The 23,706-nt window shown below is 62.6% G+C and carries 22 protein-coding genes; 19 read left to right on the top strand and 3 right to left on the bottom strand.

Annotation, left to right across the window (positions count from 1 at the left end; translation table 11 throughout):
* Positions 1–81 precede the first annotated feature (81 nt).
* From ACZYHG_RS31095 to ACZYHG_RS31075, 5 genes are read left to right on the top strand one after another with little or no spacing between them, the layout of a single operon-like run.
* A complete protein-coding gene (locus tag ACZYHG_RS31095; RefSeq protein WP_464611849.1) occupies positions 82–1,356 on the top strand; it encodes a flavin-containing monooxygenase in 1,275 nt (424 codons plus the stop codon).
* 55 nt (positions 1,357–1,411) lie between these two features.
* Positions 1,412–1,828, top strand: a complete 417-nt coding sequence (locus ACZYHG_RS31090) for a RidA family protein (protein WP_464611848.1) — start codon at positions 1,412–1,414, stop codon at positions 1,826–1,828.
* Positions 1,829–1,832: 4 nt separating this feature from the next.
* Positions 1,833–2,507 carry a DUF1028 domain-containing protein gene (locus tag ACZYHG_RS31085; protein ID WP_464611847.1) on the top strand — a complete coding sequence of 225 codons (675 nt, stop codon included), beginning with the start codon at positions 1,833–1,835 and terminating at the stop codon, positions 2,505–2,507.
* 28 nt (positions 2,508–2,535) lie between these two features.
* The gene (locus ACZYHG_RS31080; RefSeq protein WP_464611846.1) at positions 2,536–4,026 is read left to right on the top strand and encodes an aldehyde dehydrogenase; all 1,491 of its coding nucleotides are present in this window, start codon (positions 2,536–2,538) and stop codon (positions 4,024–4,026) included.
* 49 nt (positions 4,027–4,075) lie between these two features.
* Positions 4,076–5,011 carry a LysR family transcriptional regulator gene (locus tag ACZYHG_RS31075; RefSeq protein ID WP_464611845.1) on the top strand — a complete coding sequence of 312 codons (936 nt, stop codon included), beginning with the start codon at positions 4,076–4,078 and terminating at the stop codon, positions 5,009–5,011.
* A 98-nt stretch (positions 5,012–5,109) separates the two neighbouring features.
* On the opposite strand, the gene argE is transcribed toward ACZYHG_RS31075, so the two are convergent.
* The gene (gene argE / locus ACZYHG_RS31070) at positions 5,110–6,285 is read right to left on the bottom strand and encodes an acetylornithine deacetylase (protein ID WP_464611844.1); all 1,176 of its coding nucleotides are present in this window, start codon (positions 6,283–6,285) and stop codon (positions 5,110–5,112) included.
* Between the two features lie 275 nt (positions 6,286–6,560).
* Here argE and ACZYHG_RS31065 point away from each other — a divergent pair, with 275 nt between their 5' ends.
* The 14 genes from ACZYHG_RS31065 to fghA all read left to right on the top strand — a co-directional run bounded on the left by ACZYHG_RS31065 (position 6,561) and on the right by fghA (position 21,718).
* Positions 6,561–8,630, top strand: a complete 2,070-nt coding sequence (locus ACZYHG_RS31065; protein ID WP_464611843.1) for an oxidoreductase — start codon at positions 6,561–6,563, stop codon at positions 8,628–8,630.
* A gap of 387 nt (positions 8,631–9,017) precedes the next feature.
* Positions 9,018–10,439, top strand: coding sequence for an LLM class flavin-dependent oxidoreductase (locus ACZYHG_RS31060; RefSeq protein ID WP_464611842.1), 1,422 nt, complete (start codon positions 9,018–9,020; stop codon positions 10,437–10,439).
* Positions 10,439–11,206 carry an ABC transporter ATP-binding protein gene (locus ACZYHG_RS31055; RefSeq protein ID WP_027059616.1) on the top strand — a complete coding sequence of 256 codons (768 nt, stop codon included), beginning with the start codon at positions 10,439–10,441 and terminating at the stop codon, positions 11,204–11,206. The genes ACZYHG_RS31060 and ACZYHG_RS31055 overlap by 1 nt, the downstream gene beginning before the upstream one ends.
* Before the next feature lie 7 nt (positions 11,207–11,213).
* Complete coding sequence (locus tag ACZYHG_RS31050) at positions 11,214–12,095, top strand: branched-chain amino acid ABC transporter permease (RefSeq protein WP_464611841.1); 882 nt, start codon at positions 11,214–11,216, stop codon at positions 12,093–12,095.
* An 11-nt stretch (positions 12,096–12,106) separates the two neighbouring features.
* The gene (locus ACZYHG_RS31045; RefSeq protein ID WP_464614831.1) at positions 12,107–13,156 is read left to right on the top strand and encodes a branched-chain amino acid ABC transporter permease; all 1,050 of its coding nucleotides are present in this window, start codon (positions 12,107–12,109) and stop codon (positions 13,154–13,156) included.
* A 95-nt stretch (positions 13,157–13,251) separates the two neighbouring features.
* Positions 13,252–14,592 carry an ABC transporter substrate-binding protein gene (locus ACZYHG_RS31040; protein ID WP_464611840.1) on the top strand — a complete coding sequence of 447 codons (1,341 nt, stop codon included), beginning with the start codon at positions 13,252–13,254 and terminating at the stop codon, positions 14,590–14,592.
* A 28-nt stretch (positions 14,593–14,620) separates the two neighbouring features.
* Complete coding sequence (locus ACZYHG_RS31035; RefSeq protein ID WP_464611839.1) at positions 14,621–15,391, top strand: ABC transporter ATP-binding protein; 771 nt, start codon at positions 14,621–14,623, stop codon at positions 15,389–15,391.
* Positions 15,392–15,439: 48 nt separating this feature from the next.
* Positions 15,440–16,669, top strand: a complete 1,230-nt coding sequence (locus ACZYHG_RS31030; protein ID WP_464611838.1) for an acyl-CoA dehydrogenase family protein — start codon at positions 15,440–15,442, stop codon at positions 16,667–16,669.
* A 102-nt stretch (positions 16,670–16,771) separates the two neighbouring features.
* On the top strand, positions 16,772–17,029 hold the full coding sequence (locus ACZYHG_RS31025) for an alpha/beta hydrolase (protein ID WP_464611837.1): 258 nt from the start codon (positions 16,772–16,774) through the stop codon (positions 17,027–17,029).
* The gene (locus tag ACZYHG_RS31020) at positions 16,924–17,283 is read left to right on the top strand and encodes an alpha/beta hydrolase (RefSeq protein WP_464611836.1); all 360 of its coding nucleotides are present in this window, start codon (positions 16,924–16,926) and stop codon (positions 17,281–17,283) included. The genes ACZYHG_RS31025 and ACZYHG_RS31020 overlap by 106 nt, the downstream gene beginning before the upstream one ends.
* A 312-nt stretch (positions 17,284–17,595) precedes the next feature.
* Positions 17,596–18,099, top strand: a complete 504-nt coding sequence (locus ACZYHG_RS31015) for a hypothetical protein (RefSeq protein WP_464611835.1) — start codon at positions 17,596–17,598, stop codon at positions 18,097–18,099.
* Positions 18,100–18,236: 137 nt separating this feature from the next.
* Positions 18,237–18,938, top strand: a complete 702-nt coding sequence (locus ACZYHG_RS31010; protein ID WP_464611834.1) for an SDR family oxidoreductase — start codon at positions 18,237–18,239, stop codon at positions 18,936–18,938.
* Between the two features lie 232 nt (positions 18,939–19,170).
* The gene (locus tag ACZYHG_RS31005) at positions 19,171–20,700 is read left to right on the top strand and encodes an FAD-dependent oxidoreductase (RefSeq protein ID WP_464611833.1); all 1,530 of its coding nucleotides are present in this window, start codon (positions 19,171–19,173) and stop codon (positions 20,698–20,700) included.
* A 145-nt stretch (positions 20,701–20,845) separates the two neighbouring features.
* The gene (gene fghA / locus ACZYHG_RS31000) at positions 20,846–21,718 is read left to right on the top strand and encodes an S-formylglutathione hydrolase (protein ID WP_464611832.1); all 873 of its coding nucleotides are present in this window, start codon (positions 20,846–20,848) and stop codon (positions 21,716–21,718) included.
* A gap of 25 nt (positions 21,719–21,743) precedes the next feature.
* Here the strand turns inward: fghA and ACZYHG_RS30995 are convergent, their stop codons facing one another.
* Both ACZYHG_RS30995 and ACZYHG_RS30990 read right to left on the bottom strand, forming a co-directional pair.
* Positions 21,744–22,676, bottom strand: coding sequence for a nucleoside hydrolase (locus tag ACZYHG_RS30995; RefSeq protein ID WP_464611831.1), 933 nt, complete (start codon positions 22,674–22,676; stop codon positions 21,744–21,746).
* 11 nt (positions 22,677–22,687) lie between these two features.
* Positions 22,688–23,701: a nucleoside hydrolase gene (locus tag ACZYHG_RS30990; protein ID WP_464611830.1), complete on the bottom strand. Its 1,014-nt coding sequence runs from the start codon at positions 23,699–23,701 to the stop codon at positions 22,688–22,690.
* Positions 23,702–23,706: the final 5 nt, after the last annotated feature.

Below are 23,706 nucleotides of genomic sequence, written 5' to 3'. Positions count from 1 at the left end.
CGGTCCCTCCGGTAGACCAGCAATCTGATCTCCGTCGCATCCGCGGAAATCTCGGGGAGAGAGCCAGAAAGGACCGCTGCAATGTCAGTTGAAAAAATAGACACGCTTGTTGTCGGCGCTGGCCAGGCGGGGCTGGCCATGAGCGAGCATCTGAGCAAGTGCGGCGTGCCTCATCTCATCCTTGAGCGGCAGCGTATCGCCGAGCGCTGGCGCTCCGAAAGATGGGACTCGCTGGTTGCCAATGGTCCGGCCTGGCACGATCGGTTTCCCGGCATGGCGTTTCCGGATGCTGGCCCAGATGCCTTTATCGGCAAGGAAAAGGTCGCCGATTATTTTGTCGCCTACGCGGAGATGATCGCTGCCCCCATTCGCTGCGGCGTCGAGGTCAGGAAGGTGCAAAGGCTGGTCGGCCGGCCGGGTTTTCAGGTCGAGACCTCGGATGGCGTGATCGAGGCCAGAAGTGTGGTTGCCGCCACCGGAGCGTTCCAGCACCCCGTCATTCCCGCAGTCGTTCCCAACGATGCCGGACCAATACAGATTCATTCCAGCGCCTATCGCAATCCCGGCCAGTTGCCCGCAGGTGCGGTGCTGGTAGTTGGCTCGGGGTCTTCCGGGGTGCAGATCGCGGACGAACTCCAGCGTGCGGGGCGGCGTGTCTACCTCTCGGTCGGACCGCACGATCGGCCGCCGCGGGCCTATCGCGAGCGCGACTTCTGCTGGTGGCTGGGCGTTCTCGGCAAGTGGGACGCACAGGCCCCCGCGCCTGGCACGGAACACGTCACCATCGCGGTCAGTGGCGCGCGTGGCGGCCAGACGATCGATTTCCGGCGTCTTGCCGCACAAGGGATAACGCTGGTTGGCCGGACGGAGTCTTACAAGGATGGCGTCATGGGCTTTGCCCCTGATCTCACCCGAAATATCGCCCGCGGCGATGCAAACTACATGTCGGTGCTGGACGAGGCGGACGCCTATGTTGCCCGCAACGGCCTCGACCTTCCCGAAGAGCCTGACGCCCGCAAGATCGGGTCGGACCCGCAATGCATGACAAATCCCATCCTCCAGTTGGATCTGGCAAAGGCGGGAATAGGTTCGATCATCTGGGCAACGGGATTTACCGTCGATTACAGCTGGCTCGGCGTTGATGTGTTCGACGAAAAGGGCAAGCCGAGGCATCAGCGCGGCGTTTCGACCGAGCCCGGAATCTATTTCCTCGGGCTGCCGTGGCAGTCACGCAGGGGATCCAGCTTCATCTGGGGCGTCTGGCACGACGCTCAGCATGTAGCCGACCACATTTCCACGCAGCGCAAGTATCTGGCTTACCATGCGTCCGCACGACGCGAGACCCAGGCGGCATAGCCAACAGCAGCTGCAACGGACGCCCAGACCTCGAGCCGATCCGACGGAGATCACGATGGCCCATACAAGAATTCGCAAGTTCAACACCAAGGACACCTATCCGGAGCAGAAACTCGACAACGATCTGTGTCAGGCCGTCGTTACGCGGGGAGGCAGAACCGTCTATCTGCGTGGCCAGTGCCCGCAGGACCTCGATACCGCCAAGAATATCGGCAGCCATGACCCGGCCGAGCAGACGCACAAGGTGATGCAGAACATCCGCCAGCTGATCCAGGAGTGCGGCGGCACCATGGAACATCTGGTCAAGGTGGTGGTCTACATCACCGACGTGCGCCATCGCGAGGCGGTCTACCGCACCATGGGCGAGTACATCAAAGGTGTGCATCCCGTCTCGACCGGCCTCGTCGTGCAGGCCCTGGCGCGGCCGGACTGGCTGGTCGAGATCGACGGCACCGCCGTCATTCCGGATTAAAGCCATGACTTTTTCCATCGTCGCGCGCTGCAGCCGCACCGGCATGTTCGGCGTCGCGGTGTCGTCCTCCTCTCCGGCGGTGGCGGCGCGCTGCGCGTATGCGCATGCTGGCGTGGGAGCGGTCGCCAGCCAGAACGTCACTGATCCGACACTTGGGCTGCGAGGCCTCGAATTGCTGGCGCGCGGCGCTTCGGCCGCCGAGGCAGTCGCGATACTGAAGCGCACCGGCGCCTATCCCGAATACCGGCAGGTGCTGGCTGTCGATGCCGCTGGCACGACCGCGATCCATTCGGGACCCAGGGCTCTGGGCATCTGGGCGGAAGCACGCGCGGAAAACGTCGCTTGCGGCGGCAACATGCTGGCCCATGACGGCGTGCCGCAAGCCATGGTCGAAGCCTTTCTGGCGTCGGAGGGGCATCTGGGCGACCGCCTCATTGCGACCATGCGCGCCGCGCTGAGAGCGGGTGGCGAGGCCGGCCCGGTCCATTCCGCCGGCATGAAGCTGGTGCGCGAGGTGGCGTGGCCGGTCGCCGATTTGCGCTGCGACTGGACCGACGACTGCCCGATCGAGCAGCTGGCGAGCCTTTGGGAACTCTACAAGCCACAGCTCGATGCCTATGTGACCCGCGCGATAAATCCATCCGCTGCGCCGAGCTACGGCGTGCCGGGCGATGAATAGTCAAGACTTGGGCCAGGGGTCACCTGCCATGAGCGAACTCAGCCACAAGGACTGGATCGGCAGGGCGTCGGCGGTCCGTTTTCGCGACAAGGCGTTCATCGACGGCAAGCCGGTTGCGGCGCGGTCCGGCCGGACCTTCGCCTGCGTCAACCCGGCAACCGGCGAGACGCTGGCCGACGTGGCGTCCTGTGGCGAAGAAGACATCGATCTGGCGGTTGCCGCTGCACGGCGCAGCTTCAACCACGGCGTCTGGTCTCGGACCAGTCCGGGGCACCGCAAGGAGGTGCTGCTGCGGCTGGCACGGTTGCTGCGCGAAAACCTGCATGAACTGGCGCTGCTTGAATTGCTCGACATGGGCAAGCTGGTCAGGGACGCCACTTCGGTCGACGTCCCCGGCTCGGCAGCGATCTTCCAATGGTATGGCGAAGCCATCGACAAGATCTACGGCGAGGTGGCGCCGACCGGCGAAGGCGATCTGGTGTTGGTGCGGCGCGAGCCGCTTGGCGTGGTCGGCGCTGTGGTGCCGTGGAATTTCCCGCTCGACATGGCGACCTGGAAATGCGCGCCCGCACTGGCGGCGGGCAATTCGGTGGTGCTGAAACCCGCCGAGCAGTCGCCCTTGTCGGCGCTCCGGCTGGCGGAACTGGCCATGGAAGCGGGCCTGCCTGCCGGCGTGCTCAATGTGGTGCCGGGCCTCGGCGAAACCGCGGGCCAGGCGCTTGGCCGCCATATGGATGTGGATTGCCTTGCCTTCACCGGTTCGACCGCCGTCGGCAAGATGTTCCTGCAGTATTCCGGTCAGTCGAACATGAAGCAGGTCTGGCTGGAAACCGGCGGCAAGAGCCCCAACCTTGTCTTTGCCGATTGCAGGGATCTCGACGCGGCGGCCGACATGGCGGCCTTCGGAATCTTCTTCAATCAGGGCGAAGTCTGCTCCGCCAATTCGCGTCTGCTCGTCCAACGCGGCATCAAGGATGCTCTGGTCGAGAAATTGGTTCAGCGTGCGGCGGCCACCCAACCCGGCGATCCGCTCGATCCGGCTTCGAAAATGGGCGCCATGGTCGATGCCCGCCACGCGACCAATGTCATGCGGTTTGTCGAGGCTGGCAAGAAAACCGCGCGTCTGGTTGCCGGCGGCGATCTGGTCACCGTCAACGGCCGCGGCAGCTTTATCCAGCCCACCATCTTTGACGATGTCGCACCCGCCGATCCGATTGCCCGCGACGAGATTTTCGGGCCGGTGCTGTCGGTCATCGCCTTCGATGACGAGGCGGAGGCGATCCGTATTGCCAATGACAGCCCATACGGGCTGGCCGCATCGCTGTGGACCGATAGCCTGTCGCGTGCGCACCGCATCGCCGGCCGGCTCCATGCCGGCACGGTTTCCGTCAACACCGTCGACGCGCTGAGCCCGATGACCCCGTTCGGCGGCTTCAAGCAATCCGGCTTCGGCCGCGACCTGTCGCTGCATGCGCTCGACAAATACACCGCGCTGAAAACGACATGGATCAAGTACTGATGGGCGCCAAGGCTTGATCGCAGCATCCAAACCGGCAACATAGCCAGCCATGCCGCTACGCTTCACGCTCAGACAGCTGGAATATTTCGTCGCCGTGGGCGAAGCCGGCTCCATCGCCAAGGCGGCCGAACAGGTCAATGTCTCGCCGCCATCGATTTCGGCCTCCATCGCGCAGCTGGAAACCGAGTTCGGCGTCCAGCTTTTTGTCCGCAAGCATTCGCACGGTCTCTCGCTGACGGCCGGCGGCCGCGTCTTCCTCAAGGAAGCCGCGCGGCTGCTCAACGATGCCGACGCCTTGCATGATGTCGCCGGCGATTTTGCCGAGAAGGTGCGCGGCCCGCTGGCCGTCGGCTGCCTGCTGACGTTCGCGCAGATTGTGCTGCCGGCTCTGCGCATGCGGTTCGAGCGCGCCTATCCCGATGTGCGGGTGCGGCAGTTCGAGCGCAATCAGGGGCAATTGCTGGAGATGCTGCAGCGTGGCGAAATCGACCTTGCCCTGACCTACGATCTCGAACTGTCGCAGGACATGACCTTCGAGCCGCTGTTGCTGGTGCCGGCCTATGTCATGCTGCCGGCCGGTCATCGCTTCGCGGCAAAGCCGTCGATCACGACCGAGGAACTGGCCGACGAGCCGATGGTGCTGCTCGACCTGCCGTATAGCCGCGAATATTTCCTGTCGGCGTTCCACCAGCGTGGTATCAGGCCCAACATTGCCGAGCGCACCGGCGACATCGCCGTCATGCGCTCGATGGTGGCCAACGGCTTCGGCTACGGCATCGCCAATATGCGCCCGCTCAACACGCTGGCGCCGGATGGCAAGCCGCTTGTCTTTGTGCCGCTGGACGGCGACTTGCGGCCGCTGACAATGGGCGTCGCCTTGCCCAACTCGGACCATCGCACGCAAACCGTCCAGGCGTTCATCGACCATTGCCGGCATTTCGTGGTCGAGCAAGGCGTGTTCGGCGCCGAACGGGCAGTCGGCTAGAGCAGTTCACCGTTTCAAAGAAACGGCAAACCACTCTACCTCTTTGTTTTGACGCAATCCCGGACGGAAAACCGTTTCACACTTTTCCTGGAATTGGTCTAAAGCAAGCCGTTTTCAGTGAAGCTCTGGTCGGCAAGCCGCTGCAGCAATTTTTCAAGCATGTCGTCGCAGCGGCGCATTTGCTCGACGCTGACGAATTCGTCCGGCTTGTGCCCTTGCGCCATCGAGCCCGGTCCGCACACGACCGTCGGTGTGCCGAGATCGCGGCTGAACAGGCCGCCTTCGGTGCCGAAGGCAACCTTGATGGTGTCGTTGGCGCCGGTCAGCGATTTGACGAAAGCCACGGCTTGCGAACTGGCTGGCGTATCCAGGCCGGGATAGGTGTTGGTGATGTCGATGTCGATCGCCGCCTCGGGCGCGATCGCCGAGGCTTCAACAGCAATGCGCGCGGCCTCGGCGCGCAGGCGGTCGAGAATCTCGTGCGGGTCGTCGGCCGCGACATTGCGGATTTCGAAATCGACCTGGCAGAGGTTCGGGACAATGTTCAGCGCCACGCCGGCATTGATCTTGCCGACGTGGACGGTGGTGTAGGCAATGTCGTAGTCGCCGTCGCGTGCGCCATCGCGCGCCAGCCGGTCCTGCTCGCGGCGCGAGGCGGCGACGAAGTCGCAGCCGAGATGGATGGCGTTGAGCGCCAGCGGCGCCAGCGCCGAATGGCCTTCGCGTCCCCTGCAAAGCGCGCGTGCGGCAAGCTTGCCCTTGTGCCCCGTCGCCACCTGCATGCCGGTCGGCTCGCCGACGATGCACAGCAACGGCCGTTGTGGGGCGGCCTGCAGCATGTCGATCAGGCTGCGCACGCCGATGCAACCGATCTCCTCGTCGTAGGAGAGTGCCAGGTGCAACGGCGTCCGCAGCGTCATTTTCGAAGCCGTGAGACATGCCGCCAGCGCACAGGCAACGAAGCCCTTCATGTCGGCCGCGCCGCGTCCGTAGAGCTTGCCGTCACGCTCGGTCATCCCGAAGGGTGGCAGCGTCCAGTTCTGCCCGTCGATGGGAACGACGTCGGTGTGGCCGGACAGCATGATGCCGGAAGCATCGGCCGGTCCGATGGTGGCAAGGAGATTGGCCTTGTGTCCGTCCTCGCTCCGGATGATCTGGCTGGCGACACCATGCGCGTCCAGCATCTCCGCCACATACAAGATGAGGTCGAGATTGGAGTCGCGGCTCACCGTCGGAAAGGCGATCAGCTTTTCAAGGATGCGGATGCTGTCCATGCGTCTCATGTCTCTTTGGCCGTGCGCGTATCTAGCATCGCGTGGCATCGGCATTGAAGTCGCATTTGGCTCAGCCGGGAATAACCGGATTCTAACCCAGCCGGGTCGATTAGGCGCGCCCTAATCGGCACAGAAGAAATCTGTAGTTTTCCAGCGCGTGCCGCAACTTATGAGTAGGTTCACGGCATCAACCCACTGGGCCGGCCGGCTTGCGCGGGGGCTCGAAACCATGATCGGGCATGCTGCAAGGCGACGCTGGCAGGAAGGCAAATCCCATGCGTGATCCACGCTACGACATTCTATTCGAGCCTGTGAAGATCGGTCCAGTGACCGCCAAGAACCGCTTCTATCAGGTTCCGCATTGCAATGGCGGCGGCTACCGCGATCCGTCCGCCGCGGCCGAGATGCGCCGCATCAAGTCGGAGGGCGGTTGGGGCGTCATCTTCACCGAGCAGACCGAGATGCACCACACCTCGGAGATCACGCCCTTCATCGAACTCAGGTTGTGGGACGACGCCGATATTCCGGCACTGGCCAGGATGGCCGAGGCCATGCACCAGCATGGCGCACTGGCCGGCATCCAGCTCGCCTATTCCGGCATCAATGGCCCGAACCTCTACACCAAGGAAGTGCCACGCGGCCCGTCGGCCTTGCCCATCCGCACCTTCACCAACGATCCCGTTCAGGCGCGTGCCATGGACAAGCAGGATATACGTGACCTCAGGCGCTGGCACCGCAATGCCTTCAAACGTGCGAAACTGGCGGGTTTCGATCTGGTCTGTCTCTACGGCGCGCATGGTTTCGGTATCATCCAGCACTTCCTGTCCACCGCCACCAACCAGCGCAGCGACGAATATGGCGGCCCGCTGGAAAATCGTTCGCGGCTGATGCGCGAGTTGATCGAGGAAGGGCGCGACGCCATTGGCGATACATGCGGCCTGACGCTGCGGTTGTCGCTGGACGAGATGATCGGGGAGCTTGGCTTCGCCAATTCCGAAGTGCGCGACATGATCGAGATGCATGCCGAGCTGCCCGACCTCTGGGACCTGGCGCATGGCGCCTGGGAGGATTGCTCGGGGCCGTCGCGCTTCAAGGAGGAGGCCGCGCAGGAAAGCCTCGTCTCCGGTATCAAGAAGCTGACCTCGAAGCCGGTCGTGGGTGTCGGGCGCTTCACCTCGCCGGATATGATGGTCAGGATGATCAGGTCCGGTACGCTTGATTTCATCGGCTGCGCGCGTCCGTCGATTGCCGATCCCTTCCTGCCGAAGAAGGTGGAGGAGGGGCGAATCGCAGACATTCGCGAATGCATCGGCTGCAACATCTGCATCACCGGCGACATGACCATGTCGATCTCGCGCTGTACGCAGAACCCGACCTTCATGGAGGAGTGGCGCAAGGGCTGGCATCCAGAACGCATGCAGGCCAAGGGCGACAGCGACAGCGTGCTGATCGTCGGCGCCGGCCCTGCCGGGCTGGAGGCCGCGCGCGCGCTCGGCCTGCGCGGCTATCAGGTGGCCATTGCCGAGGCAGGCACCGAACTCGGCGGCCGCGTCGCGCGGGAGTGCCGCCTGCCTGGCCTTTCCGCATGGGGCCGTGTGCGCGACTATCGCCAGTACCAGCTCAGCCAGATGTCCAATGTCGACATCTATTTCGAAAGCCGACTGTCTGCCGAGGATATCCTGGCCTTCGGCTTTCAGAACGTCGCCATCGCCACCGGATCGACATGGCGCCGCGACGGCGTGGCGCGCGCCCATGTCGTGCCGATGCCGATCGACCTGGCCATGCCGCTCTACACGCCGGACGACCTGATGGGCGGCAACGTGCCGACCGGCAATGTCGTGTTGTTCGACGACGACCACTACTACATGGGTGGCGTTCTGGCCGAGCTGATGGCGCGCCAGGGCGCGAGGGTGACGCTGGTGACGCCATCCGCCTATGTCTCCGACTGGACCCGCAACACGCTTGAGCAGGGCGCCATCCATCGCCGGCTGGCCGGGCTCGGTGTCGAGATCGTTCTGAACAGGACCGTGACGCGCATCGTGTCCGGAGGTGTTGCCACTGCCTGTGCCTACACCGGTGCCGAACGCGATATCGCCGCCGACGCCGTGGTGCTGGTGACGTCGCGCCAACAGGATGATGGGGTCGGGAGCGAATTGAAGGCGCGGCGGGACGAATGGGCCGACAGCGGCATTCGCTCGATCAAGGTCATCGGCGATGCCGAGGCGCCGGGTCCGATTGCCTGGGCGACCTATGCCGGCCACCGCTTCGCTCGTGAACTGGACGAACTCGATATCGGCGACGCGCTGCCGTTCCGGCGAGAAGTGACGGCACTGGCCGCTCAATAGAGGACGGGATCACGTCTTTCGTTCTTTGCGCCGTGCAGGCCGATTTCGATGACTGGGAACGCCCGAAGGCATCGGCGCTGTCAGTTGGAGGTGAAGTCGACGTTTTGGGACGTGGCGATCTTGGCGGATCCCTAAGCATCACGCTCGGCAGCGCCGCGCTCGATACGGCTGCCCGCCGATCTCGTTGCGCGCTTGTTCCAGCTTTGCCATGGTCACCCTCTTACAGTGTTCCAAGCCGTGCTTCGGGGAAAAACCACGATCCGCGCCAAGGGCGAAATAATAATTCTCTATATAATCCATAGACATTATATTCTGCCTTCGTCGACAGCCACCCTGTCGGTAGTTTCCTCCCGCAGTCGCCCGACAGGGCTATCAAAGGAGTGACGGATGGGTCGGCATATTCGCTTCAACGCTTTCGACATGAATTGCGTTAGCCACCAATCTCCTGGCCTGTGGAAGCATCCGCGCGACAAGTCTTGGAAATACAAGGACCTGGACTACTGGCAGGATCTGGCTCGAACGCTCGAGCGCGGTATTTTCGACGGCATATTCATCGCCGACGTCATCGGCTACTACGACGTCTACAAGGGCTCGAACTACCACGCCATCGAGCAAGCGGCGCAGATTCCGGTCAATGATCCCTTGCAATTGGCAGCGCCGATCGCCCTTGCCACCGAGCATCTCGGCATCGGCATTACCGCCTCGACCTCGTTCGAACATCCCTACACATTCGCCCGCCGGCTTTCGACCGCCGACCACCATACCAAGGGGCGCGTGGGCTGGAACATCGTCACGTCGTATCTCGAAAGTGGCGCCAAGAATGTCGGCCAGACCGGCCTGAAAAGCCATGACAACCGTTACGAGGTCGCGGCCGAATATGTCGAGGTGCTCTACAAGCTGTTCGAAGGCAGTTGGGAAGAGGGCGCGGTGCTGCGTGATCCGGTCCGTGGCATCTTCACCGACCCCAGCAAGGTCCACGAGATCGGCCACAAGGGCAAGTTCTTTGAAGTGCCTGGCTACCATCTGTCGGAGCCATCGCCGCAGCGCACTCCGGTTCTCTATCAGGCGGGCGCCTCGGGGCCGGGCAAGGCCTTCGCCGCTGCGCATGCCGAGTGCGTCTTCGTCGGCGCGCCGACCAAATCGCTGCTCAAGGCCTATGTTTCCGAAATCCGCCAAAGAGCAGCCGCCGCGGGCCGAGATCCGAACAATGTTCTGATCTACAATCTCACCACGCTGATTATCGATGAGACCGACGAGAAGGCGAAGAAGCGCCTCGAGGAATACCAAAGCTATACATCCTACGATGGCTCGCTGGTGTTCATGTCGGGTTGGACCGGCATCGATTTCGGCCAGTATGCGCCAACCGACGCGCTCAAGAAGGTCGAGACCAACGCCATCGTTTCGATGGTCGAGCACTTTGCCGGCAAGGACAAGGCCTGGACCGTCGAGGAGCTGGCGAAATGGGGCGGCATCGGCGGCGTCGGGCCGGTCTTCGTCGGCTCGCCCGGCACCATCGCCGACATCCTGCAGGAATGGGTCGATGAAACCGGGGTCGACGGCTTCAACCTCGCCTATGCGGTGACGCCCGAAAGCTTCGAGGCGGCCGTCGATCTGCTGGTGCCGGAATTGCAGAAGCGCGGCGTCTATCCCACCGCCTACAAACCCGGAACGTTGCGCGAAAAGCTGTTCGGCCATGGGCCCTATCTTCCCGCGACGCATCCCGCCGACGGCTACCGTGACATCGAGGCGGTCAAGCGTCGCGAAGCCGACCGTGCCTCGGCGTCCCGCCTGAAATCCGTGAATGCGTGATGAGCGGCCTGCTGGAACTCCACGACGTGTCGCTGTCCTTCAAGGGCGTACGAGCGCTGAATGCGCTGAGCTTCAGCGTCGCCAAGGGTGAGATCTGCGCCTTGATCGGGCCGAATGGCGCCGGCAAGAGTTCGCTTCTCAACGTCATCAATGGCGTCTATCGCGCCGACGCCGGCGACATTGTCTTCGACGGGCTGCGCTTCGAGGCGATCCATCCGCAGAAGGCGGCCCATCTCGGCATCGGCCGGACCTTCCAGCACAATGCGTTGTTCCGCCGCCTGTCGGTGCGCGAAAACGTGTTGGCTGGTCTCTCTCGTCATGGCAACGCCAGCTTTTTTGAAAACATCTTCCGGCTGGGCAGGGACGGCGCCGAGCGCCACGGCTTCCTTGCCCGCGCCGAGCGCACCATGTCGTTCCTCGGGCTCGATCGCCATGCGGGAAAGATCGTTTCGACACTTCCCTACGGTCTTCAGAAACGCGTCGATCTCGCCCGGGCATTGGTCGCCGGCCCCAAGCTGCTGCTGCTCGACGAACCGATGGCCGGCATGAATCAGGAAGAGAAGGAGGAGATGAGCCGGGTGATCCGCGAGGTCAATCGCGTCTTCGGCTCAACCGTGGTGCTGATCGAGCACGATGTCGGCATCGTGCTCAACCTCGCCAGCCATGTGGTGGTGCTCGATTACGGCCGCAAGCTCGCCGACGGAGCACCCGACGAGGTGCGCAAGAATCCCGACGTGATAGCCGCCTATCTCGGCACGGTTCACTGAGGAACTCATGTCCTATTTCCTTGAAACATTGGTCAGCGGTCTGTTTGCCGGAGTGATGTACTCACTTGTCGCGATCGGCTTCGTGCTCATCTACAAGGCATCCGGGGTCTTCAATTTCGCGCAAGGGGCGATGCTGCTGTTTGCGGCGCTGACCTTCGTCACCCTGATCGAGAAGGGCATGCCGTTTGCCCTGGCCTTCATCGTCACATCGCTCGTCATGGTGGCGATGGCGATCCTGATCGAGTGGCTGGTGCTGCGGCCGCTGCGAAACCGCGATCCGTTGACGCTGTTCATGGCCACTTTGGGATTGAGCTATGTCATCGAGGGCTTTGCCCAACTGCTGATGGGCATGGATGTTCACATGCTCGATCTCGGCATCCCCGATGTCGCGGTACAGGTCGGCGGCATCTATGTCAGCCAGTTCGACATCATTGCCTCGTTGATTGCGCTGACGCTGGTCGCCACGCTGGCCATCGCTTTCAACAAGACACGCATGGGCATCTCGCTTCGGGCGGTGGCTTCCGACACGCTTGCGGCGCAGTCAATCGGCATCCGCCTGCCTGTCATCTGGCGCATCGTCTGGAGCGTCGCCGGCATCGTGGCCCTGGTTGCCGGCCTTGTCTGGGGATCGCGCCAGGGCGTGCAATATTCGCTCTCGCTGGTGACGCTCAAGGCGCTGCCGGTGCTCATTATTGGCGGCTTCTCCTCCATTCCGGGTGCCATCGCCGGCGGCCTGCTTGTCGGCGCGACCGAGGCGTTGGCCGACATCTATATCGGCCCGCTGGTCAATGGCAGCGTCTCCACCTGGTTTGCCTACATCCTCGCTGTCGGCTTCCTGCTGATCCGCCCGGCCGGCCTGTTCGGCGATCGCGAAATCGAAAGGGTCTGATCGTGACCACGTTGCAGGAATCCGCCTCGACCAAGCCGCTCCGCCGGCCTGCCTTTAGCGTTGGCACCATCGCCGTCGTCGCTGGCCTGGTCGCCGCCTTCGCGGTGCCGGCCCTTGCCGACGATTACTGGCTGAGCTCGATCATCATCCCGACGGTGATCATGGGGCTTGCCGGCATCGGGCTGAACCTGCTGATGGGCTATACCGGGCTGGTGTCGATCGGTTCGGCTGCCTTCATGTCGATCGGCGCCTTCTCGACCTACAATTTGCTGCTGCGCGCGCCGTTCTTGCCGCTGCCGGTCGTCCTGATCCTTGCCGGCCTGATCGCGGCTGCTGCCGGCGTCATCTTCGGGCTGCCGTCGCTGCGCATCAAGGGCTTCTATCTCGGCGCTTCGACGCTGGGTGCCCAGTTCTTCTTTGAATGGCTGTTCACCAATTTCAGCTGGTTTTCGAATGACAGCCAGTCGCTGACCATCTCGGCGCCTCGACTGCAGATCCTCGACTACGACCTCCAGTCGGCCACCGGCCGCTACTATCTGGTGATCGCGACCACGGTGCTGCTGATCGCGCTGGCCTTCGCCATCGTCAAAAGCCGTGTCGGCCGCGAATGGATAGCGATCCGCGACATGGATGTCGCTGCCTCGGTCATCGGCATCCGCGTTGCGCGCCGCAAGCTGCTGTCCTTCGGCATAAGTTCGTTTTTCCTTGGCATCGCCGGCGCGCTCTGGGCCTTCGGATATCTTGGCACCTCGGATGCGCATGCGTTCAATCTCGATAAATCGTTCCAGATCCTGTTCATCGTCATCATCGGCGGCGTCGCAACCATCTTCGGCAACTTTCTCGGTGCCGCCTTCATCGTGCTGACGCCGATCCTGCTCGACCGGTTGTCGCTGATCATCGATCTTTCTTTCCTCGGCGATCAGGGCGCGTTGGCAAACCTGCAGCACATCATCTTCGGCACGATCATCATCGTGCTGCTGATCAAGGAACCGGATGGATTGTCGAGCCTGGGAAGGCGCGGCGTGCAAGCCCTTCGCTCGCGAACACGATCATCCGGTTGAATTCAGACAGACAAAACACCTCGGCGCCGGGTGTTTCGCCTCCTCCCAAGCATCGGTCGTCACTTTCGCCAAACCACTCAAACAAGGGTTGCACAATGTCATTGTTAACCAAGACCATGTCGCTGGCGGCCGCTGCCGCGATGGCCGTCACGCTGCTGAGCAGCGCGTCCTTCGCCGAAGACGGCACCGGCCAACAGCTCTATCCGCTGTTCACCTACCGCACCGGACCCTATGCTCCGTCGTTCATTCCCTTCGGCGCCGGCAACATCGATTATCTCCGCTACATCAATGAGGTCGAGGGCGGCGTCGACGGCGTCAAGATCCTGGTCCAGGAATGCGAGACGGCCTACACGATCGAGCGCGGCATCGAATGCTACGAACGCTACAAGAACGGCTACAACGGCGCGCTGACGGCGGCGATCTATCCGCATTCGAGCGGTCTCGACGTCGCGCTCACCGACAAGGCCCGCATCGACAAGATCCCGATCGTCAGCCCTGGCGGCGGCCAGAACATCGCCACCGACGGTCGCGTGTTTCCCTACCAGTATCCGTTGGTGTTCGACTATTGGAGCGAAGCCCAGATCATCGTCGACTACATCGCCCAGCAGGCGGGCGGCTATGACAAGCTCAAGGGGCTGAAGATCGCGACGCTCTATCACGATAGCGGCTATGGCCGCGACACGATCGAGCCGCTCGGCATCCTCTCCAAGAAATATGGCTTCGAAGACATCCAGATCCCGGTTCCGCATCCCGGCGAACAGCAGCAAACACAGTGGCAGCAGATCCGCCGTGCAAACGCCGACTGGGTCTTCCTGCGCGGCTGGGGCGTGATGACGCCGGTGGCGATCAAGACCGCGGCTCGCGTCGGCTTCCCGGCCAATCGCATTATCGGCGATATCTGGAGCGGTTCGGAAGACGATGCCCGTCCGGCGGGCGCTGCCGCCAACGGTTACCTCGCCGTCTCCGTCTTCTCGCCGGGCACCAACTACGGCATCTTGAAGACGCTGAAGGCTGACATCCTCGACAAGGGCAAGTCCGACCTGAAGGACAATTCGAAGTTCGGCACGGTTTACTACAATTACGGCGTGATCGAAGCCATCACCTTCGTCGAGGCGCTGCGCACCGGCCATAAGAAATTCGGCAACAGGCCATTGACCGCCGCCGAAGGTCAGTGGGCGCTCGAAAACCTCGACATCGATCAGAAGCGGATCGCCGAGCTTGGCGCGGAAGGGCTCATCAGCCCGCTGAAAACCTCGATCGACAACCACAAGGGCGAAACCATCGCCGCCAAGATCATCCAGTGGAACGGTCAGTCCTGGGACACAAGGACCGACTGGATCAAGGCCGACGCCTCGCTGTTTGCCGACGTCATCAAGGCAAAGGCAGCCGCCTACGCCAAGGAAAAGGGCATCGAGCCCCGCGTTGCAACGAACTGACGCCTACCCGCACGGACAGGATCGACACATGACCATCGCAGCAAAAAGCTTCCTCGAGATCCAGAATATGGAAGCGCTCTATGGTCAGGCGATCCTGGCGGTGCGCGACGTGTCGCTCAAGGTCGAACAGGGCAAGATCGTTGCCCTGCTCGGCGCCAATGGCGCGGGCAAGACCACAACGCTGAAGGCGGTTTCCAATCTGCTTGGACCAGAGCGCGGCAAGGTCAGTCGCGGCAACATCCTGTGGCAGGGCGAGCCGGTCAGCGGCCTTTCGGCTTCCAGGCTCGTCGCCAAAGGTGTCGTGCAGGTGCTGGAGGGCCGTCATTGCTTCGCGCAATTGACGGTCGAAGAAAATATCCTCTCCGGCGGCTTCGTCCGCAAGCCGAGCAGGGCAGACCTGCAGCACGACATCGAACGGATCTACACATGGTTTCCGCGCCTCAAGGAGAAGCGCAAGGTGAAGGCCGGCCTGACTTCCGGGGGCGAACAGCAGATGGTGGCCATTGGCCGCGCGCTGATGACCAAGCCGAGCCTCGTACTGCTGGACGAGCCGTCCATGGGTCTCGCGCCGATCATCGTGCAGGAAATCTTCGAGATCATCCGCATTCTGAACCGTGAGCAAGGCGTCAGCTTCCTGCTTGCCGAGCAGAACGCCAATCTCGCGCTTCGCTACGCCGATTACGGCTACATCCTCGAAAATGGCCGCGTTGTTCTGTCGGGAACGGCAGAGGAACTGCGAGCCCGTGAGGATGTCCAGGACTTCTACCTGGGCGGTGCCCATGTCGCCAAACCACACTGACCGCCTCACCCGCACCGGGTGGGACAGCCAATTTCAGGACAATGCAAAATGACACAGATCGATACCGCTTGGGGCGCAGGCCCCAGCGCACGCTATGAGACACTGGCAGAACGGTTCCGGCCGATATTTGCTGAGATCGCCGCTGGTGCGGTCGAGCGGGAGCTTGGCCGCGAACTGCCGGCAGAAGAGATTGCGAAGTTGAAGCAGGCGGGCCTGGGGGCGCTGCGCTTGTCTGAAGCCGAAGGTGGCCTTGGCGCGACGCTGCCTGAACTGGCCAACATCCTGATCGAGCTGTCGGCGGCAAACTCCAATATCACCCAGGCGCTGCGCGGCCATTTTGGCTTTGTCGAAGATGTCGTCAACAAGACATCAGGCGAGAGCCGCAAGCGCTGGGCGGAGCGCATTGCCCGCGGCGAGATCGCCGGCAATGCCTGGACCGAGATCGGCGATGCCAAACAGGACGTCTTCTCGACGCGCATCTCGAACAAGGATGACAGGCTGGTGCTCAATGGCACCAAATACTACACCACCGGTTCGCTGTTCGCCGACTGGATCGATGTCGGTGCGACGGGGCTCGACGGGGAAGGCATCGTCTTGCAGGTGCGCCGCGACGATCCGGGCGTCAATGTCGTCGACGACTGGGACGGTTTTGGCCAGACGCTGACGGCCAGCGGCACCACGATCTTTACCGATGCCACGGTCGACCCCGGCGATGTCGTCGTCGACGACGACAAGTTCCGCTATGGCGCCGCCTTCTACCAGCTGGTGCATCTTGCCACCCTCGCCGGTATCGGCCGGGCGATAGCCAACGAGACCGCCGCCGCTGTTGCCGCGCGCAATCGCTCCTATTCCAATGCCGCCAGCCCGCGCTCAAGCCAGGATCCGCAAGTGCTTCAGGTCGTCGGCCGTATTCGCAGCAACGCTTATGCGGCAGGCGCCATTGTCTTGCAGGTCGCGCAAGCCATCGATCGCGCCTATCAGGCACACTTTGCCGGCGATGCCGATGCCGAGGAAAAGGCCAACGCTGTCGCTGAACTCGAGACATCGCAAGCGGTGACGGTCGTCACGAATCTGGTTCTTGAAGCGTCGACGATCATCTTCGATGCGCTGGGCGCGTCCTCGACCAGGAAGCCGATCGGCCTCGATCGCCATTGGCGCAACGCTCGCACCCTGTCTTCGCACAACCCGCGCATCTACAAGGACCGCATCGTAGGCGACTACGCAGTCAACGGCACACCACCACCCTATCAGTGGCGGATCGGGCGCAGCCCGGTATAAGCCAGGACGTCATTTGCCGCGCAAGAATTGGTTCTCTCTCGCCTTGCTCATCACCACCAGGCGGCAATCGCTCAATTCCCTGGGGAAGCGCTGCGCAAGGTCGTGTTGGTCGGCCACAGCTATGGCGGTGCCGTCATCAGCGAAGCCGGCACGGACGCCAACGTTGCGGGCCTCGTCTACATCGCGGCCTTCGCTCCAGACAAGGATCAGTCGATCATAGACATGCTTGGCCAACCCCGAGAAAACAAGACCCGGTGCCGCCGATCCTGCCGCCCGTGGACGGCTTCCTGTTCCTCGACGAGGCGAAGTTCCACACGTCTTTTGCAGGCGACGTCAGCAATCAACTCGCCGGATTCATGAACGCCTCGCGGGTGCCTTTCGGCCTTGAAGGCGCGGCCGGCAAGGTGAGCGACCCGGCCTGGCGGGCAAAGCCGTCCTGGTATCTGTTGACCACCAACGACAAGATGATCCCGCCACGTGTCCAGAAATTGATGGCGGATCGCGCCAAGTCGCAAATCACCGAGGTCGCTGCCAGCCATGCGGTCTACGTGTCGCAGCCCAAGGCCGTGGCCAAGATCATCGAGACGGCGGCCCAGGCTCTCTCGGCTCAATGAGCCAAAGCGGCGGGGGAGGTGCTCCACCGCCGCCGCTCCCATCCACGAGATTTGAAGAAGAAAATGAGGAACTCGGTCAAGACGTGGTTCCCGTTCTCGTCGGCTGCGTCAGGCTCTCTGGAAGCCTTTGGATAGCGCATTTCGGTCGACCTGCAAGACCAGTTGACGGACCAGTCCGCGCCGCGGCATCACATTCCCCGCTGAAACGCAGCCGGGCACGGATTAAAGCGCTATACACATGGCATCGGACGGTAGCGTAGAATGACGTGCAATGGTTTGCGCCCGGCCGACAGTTTTGATGTGGAGAATTCGATGCGGAACATGATGCTGGGCTTTGCGGCGATTGCCTTGGTCGCGTGCCAGTCGGCACCCGCGGAACCGCCACCCACCGAACCTGCGTCGGATCCCGCTACCGTTCCTCCTCAACCTGGCCTGGCTCCGGCCGCCGTTGCTCCTGGTTCGGCAATCATGGATCAATCCGTGACCATCACTCCCCCCGCACCGGGCGTCCCAAAGAAATACGCGGCCTTTTCGGGCATGTGGGCTGGGCGATTGCAGGGGATGTATGACGCGGAAGTCGCCGTCCAGACGATTTCTGCGAACGGCAATGTGACGGTCACCGTCGCCTGGGGAAAGCTGGGCGACAACAATCCGGGAGAGGCCGCCGGCACGGGAAGGATTTCAGGGACGACGTTGAAGCTCCAGCGTCTGCCGAATGGCGCCGACATCAGTTTTACGACGTTGTCCGACCGGACGTTGGCCGGAACCTACACACTTGCCGGTCAGATCTATACGGGCGACTTCATCAAGCAATGAGCAAAGAAGCCGATCACGGCGCCAGGATTGATAGGTGGCCGTATCTGTCAGGAAGGACTGCGCATGGACCTCGGCCTTGAAGACAAGATCGCAAGGTGTCGGGCGGCTCCAAAGGCATAGGGCTTGCTTGCGCAAAGTTGCTCGCAGCCGAAGGCGCAAGGGTCGTCATCTGCTCCCGGTCGCAATCCAACATCGATGCCGCCCTTTCGGTGCTTCCCGGTGCCGTTGGGATCGCGGTCGATCTGAGATTGGGCGATGACGCGAAAGAGGCTGTGGAGAAGGTTTTGCGGGACGTCGGTCCGATCGACATCCTTGTCAACAGCGCCGGTGCGGCAAAGCGCACGCCGGTACAGGAGCTCAGCCCGCAAGCCTGGCGGGCCGCGATGGACGACAAGTATTTCCCCTACATCAACGTCATCGATCCGGTGGTCAAGAAGATGGCGGACCGCGGCTCGGGCGTGATCGTTAACATCATCGGCAACGGCGGCAAGGTCGCCTCGCCGGTCCATCTGCCCGGAGGCGCCGCCAACGCGGCGCTGATGCTGGCGACGGTCGGTCTGGCAAACGCCTATGCCGCTCGCGGCGTGCGCATCATCGGGCTCAATCCCGGCCTCACCCAAACAGGCCGGGTGAGTGAAGGCATGAAAGCGGTTGCGGCAAGCCAGGGGATCAGCGAGCAGGAAGCCCTGCGCCAGGCGACGGACGCCATACCCATCGGCAGACTGGCCGATCCCGCCGAAATCGCATCGGTCGTCGCCTTCTTCTGTTCCGCGAATGCAAGCTACGTGACCGGTGTCGTCATCAACATGGATGGCGCGTCGGTGCCGATCGTGGTGTGACGGGCAAGGATATTTCCCCTGTCGCTGCTGGTCGACGGGTACGAGTACGTGGCGTTCCCGAACTGCTCGTCATCTATCTCTTGTTTTTTCAGTTCGATCGAATTCGTCACCAAGGCGATCACTGCTTTCGGTGTCCTGTCGGTGGCATGTTTGTGTACTGAGTACACATTTTCATTGACATTCCATCACGCGTGTGAAAATCATATACTGAGTACATATTGGGATTAAGTATATGAAAAATCGCATTGATGTTGTGGTGGTTGGAGCCGGACCTGTCGGGCTGCTGACGGCCATCGAACTGACTTTGGCCGGTGCGCGCGTTCTCATGCTGGAGCGTCTGGCCGCGGCAAGCACGGCCAGCAAAGCAATGGGCATCGGGCCGCTAGGAAGCGAAGCGTTGCAGCGTCGCGGGATGGCTGCCTCTATTGCCGCGGCGGAGGCACGCACCTTCGCGGCAATCAAGCAATTTACCGAGCAGGCCGGCGGCCCCGACGTGCGTGGTCGAGGGTCGAAATTCACGGGCCATTTCGCTGGATTGTCCCTTATCCGAAAGGACGCGCAGAAAGAGCCGGAACGGCGTGCCCGCCCTGTGGATCAGCAGGCCGTGGAAGCCATGCTGGCCGACCGCGCGTGCTCTCTGGGCATCGAACTGCGTCGTGAGTGTGATGTGACGAACGTCGTCCAACAGGAAGACGCGGTGGACGTGGAATGGGTTTCTCCGGCGGGCGCCAGCCAGATACGCTGCAGCTACCTCGTTGGCTGCGACGGCGGGCGCAGCTCCATCCGCAAGATGGCGGGCTTTGCTTTCCCCGGAACGGCGCCGACAATGACGATGTACCAGGCGGTCGCCGAGATCGACCATCCCGAACGCCTGCTGCCCAGTGGTTGGCATCGCACATCAGGTGGCGTGTTCTCCTACGGACCGTTTCCCGGCCGATTGGTGATGCTGGACTTCAGCGGTCCGCCTGAAGACCGGCAGGCGCCGGTCACGGGCGAGGAAATCGAAGCCGTCCTGCGCCGTGTCAGCGGAGCGGATGTCAGCGTGAGGGCGCTCGAAAGCGGCAGCCGGTGGACCGACAATACGCGGCTCGCCGACAGCTGCCGCCGAGGCAGGGTGCTGATTGCCGGTGACGCGGCACATGTCCATACGCCGTTCGGCGGTCAAGGCCTGGGCCTCGGGCTTGTGGATGCCGCGAATCTCGGCTGGAAGCTCGCCGCCGTCATTCGCGGCGAGATGCCCGACCGTCTGCTCGACACCTACACGGCCGAGCGGCGGCCCGTCGCCGAAGCCGTCCTGGCCAACACGCTTGCCCAGATGGCCATCATGCGGCCTGATCCGCAAGCGGGTGCGATCCGCGACATCGTCGCCAATCTCATGCAGTTCGACGACGTCAACCGGTTCATCGGCGAGATCATGAGCGGCCTTTCCATCCGTTACGACCTCGGCTCGGAGCGCGACGATGTCGGGCGGCTGATTGGCGACAGGCCGGTCCGACATGGCGATGCGAACGTCTCGCTCTACGATCTCATGCAGGATGGCATGGGTGTTCTTCTCGACGCTACAAGTGATGGCAAGGCTTCCAGGCTCGTTGCGGCCCGTACGCGCAGGATACGTTGCGTCGCCGTCGAGGAGGGACCCTCGATGCTGATCCGTCCCGATGCCTGCATTGCCTGGGCCGGCGAGAAGACTGATGGATTGGCGGAAGCGCTTGGTCGCTGGTTCAACCCGGCCCTGGATGACCGGTCGCGATCCCAAAAATGAGCATTTCTGCCGCAACCCGAGCCACTCTTCGGTCGGCAAAGGAGTCTGGGAAACATGGTCCAATCCATCCGGGTTGCCGTGGTCCCGATCGATGCCGTAGACAGGCGGCCGACAATGACGTTTGCCAATGGCGGAGAAGAAATACATGTCGGACCAGACGAAGACCATCTCCTCCGCCAAGTCGCACGGTGGGGTGCAGGGCGTGTACTCCCATGCTTCGGATGCCTGCGCCTGCGACATGATTTTTGCCGTCTTCGTGCCGCCGCAGGCCCGTGAAAAACCTTGCCCCGTCGTGTGGTATCTCTCTGGTCTTACCTGCACCCATGCCAATGTCATGGACAAGGGTGAGTACAGGCGTATGGCCGCCGAGCTTGGCCTGATCATCGTCTGCCCCGACACCAGCCCGCGCGGCGCTGATATTCCCGATGAGAAGGACAATTGGCAGTTTGGCGGCGGCGCCGGCTTTTACGTCGATGCCACGCAAACGCCCTACGCCACGAACTACTGCATGTATTGCTATGTCACCGAGGAATTACCGGCGTTGATCGCCCGGGAATTTCCAGCCGACATGACGCGCCAGGCGATCTTCGGCCACTCGATGGGCGGGCATGGCGCACTGACGATCGCGCTCAAGAATCCCGATCGCTTCAAAAGCTGCTCGGCCTTCGCGCCGATCGTGCAGCCGAGCACTGCCGGCTGGTCGCGCCCGGCCTTCGAAAAATATCTCGGCACGGACGAGACCGCATGGCGAGGCTACGATGCCACCTTGCTCATCGAGGATGGCCACCGTTTCCCCGAGCTTTTCGTCGATCAGGGGACGTCGGACGGATTTCTCAAGGATGGGCTGAGGCCCTGGCTTCTGGATGCGGCCTGCGCCAAGGCCGGCATCCCTCTGACACTGCGCATGCAGGACGGCTACGACCACTCGTATTTCTTCATTTCGACATTCATGGATGACCATCTGCGATGGCACGCCCAAAGATTGTCTGACCCGGTTGTCGGCACCGGGTCATGCTGAAGCAAGGGAATATCCCCGAGCGGGTCTAGTCCCGCAGCAGGTCGAACATCAGCTTGAAGAAACGATCCGCGTCGACCTCGTGGGCGATGCGGGCATTGTCCTTTTCGCCGCGCTCGCTCCAGAAATCGGCGACCGTCGCACCGAACGCATAGGTGCCGGACAAATCGACGCCGATATGGGCCGGGCGCGTGCGCACCAGCGTCGGGTCGATGGCCAGCGCCAATGCCAGCGGATCATGCATGGCACCGCCGACGCCCATCGAGTTGCGATGCAGCTTCTCGTAGAACAGCAGCCAGTCATTGACGAGCTTGCCAAGCGGCGTGTCGATGGTGGCGAGTTCGGCATATTGCGGCGCCTCGATCAGCACCTGCATGGTGACATCAAGGCCAACCATCAGGATCGGCACACCGCTGTCCAGCACGATCTTCAGCGCTTCCGGATCGCAGAAAGCATTGAACTCCGTCGGCGTGATGATCTCGCTCTTGCGGTAGAACACGCCGCCCATCCAGATCAGTTCCTTGATCTTGGGCAGCACGTCGCGGTGCTTGAGGATCATCAGGCCGATATTGGTCAGCGGGCCGGTGGCGACGACCAGGATCGGCTCGGCTGAAGCGCGCAGTTTGTCGGCAAGGAAATCAACCGCGTGCTGGTCGACCGGCTTGATTGTGGCCTGCGGCAAATAGGGTGACCCCTCAAGTCCGCTCGGACCATCGGCGGTGCCGAGCACCAGCGGCCGCGCCAGCGGACGGTGACAGCCTTGCGCCACAGGCACGTCGCCTGCGCCGATATATTCGAGGATGCGCAGCGCATTGGCCGTCGTCTTCTCGACCTCGGCGTTGCCGCAGGTCGTCGTGACGCCGAGCAGTTGGATGGCCGGTGAACGATGCGCCATGACCAGCGCGATGGCGTCGTCGTGGCCGGGGTCGCAATCGAACAGGATAGGAGTTGCAATGGTCATGTTATCGGTCCTCACGCCGCTTGTTCGTAGCGCGCGATGGTTTGCTTGAAGATGTTCAGGAAGCGGCGGCCGTCGAGATCGGTGCAGATGCGCGTGGTCTTGGGCCCGCCGCCGGGCAGCAGCTGACGGCCGCGATGGGCGACCGTCTGTCCACGCGCGAGGCGGCCGTCGAGCACGACATCGACGAAGAGCGGCTCGGTCATGGTGGCAAGGCCGGGATCGAAGGCCAGCGCCACGGTGATGACGTCATCCATCGGGAAGCCGACCAAGTCGAAGAATTCGCGCCAGATGTCGATGTAGATCGGAAAACTGTCGGCGATCATGTCGAAGACGGGGTTCTTCCGGGCAACGCCCTGCATGTCGGCGATATCGTCGCGCGTCAGCATCGAGGCGGCGACGCGGTTGTCCTCGCAAATGTCGAGCGGCACCAGGATCTTGTCGACATCGGCGTTGAGCACGATGCGTGAAGCCTCCGGGTCGGCCCAGATGTTGTATTCCGATAGCGGGGTCATGTTGCCGGGCGTCTGGAAATTGCCACCCAGCACCAGCAGCCGCTTGAGCGCGCCGGTCAGACGCGGCTGCTGCAGCAGTGCCATGGCGGCATTTGTCAACGGGCCCGTCGTGACCAGTGTGATCTTACCCGGGTTGGCCATCACCGTGTTGATGATGAAGTCGACCGCATGACCCGGCGTCGCCTGGCGTGAGGGCGTTGGCGCCGGCGGATTGAATTTCTTCAACCTGTCGCCGAAACGGGCGATCAGCCGCTTCTCGAAATGCACCGGCGCCTCCATGTCGGCCTTGGAATTGCCAACGATCGGCCGCCAGGCGCCGGCGTGGACCGGGATATCGTCGCGCCCGGCCAGCGTCAGCGTGTTGAGGACGACATTGGTGACCTGTTCGATCGGGCCTGCGGCACCGGTGACGGTGGTGACGCCTTCGAGCCGGACATTCGGGTTCGCCGCGGCAAACAGCACGGCCAGAATATCGTCGCCGGCAGAATCCACGTCGAGGATTATGCGTTCCATTGAGA

The organism is Mesorhizobium subarcticum, from assembly GCF_055456085.1.
The sequence above is the reverse complement of the archived record's forward strand: the minus strand, read 5'-3'. Positions and strand labels throughout refer to the sequence as shown.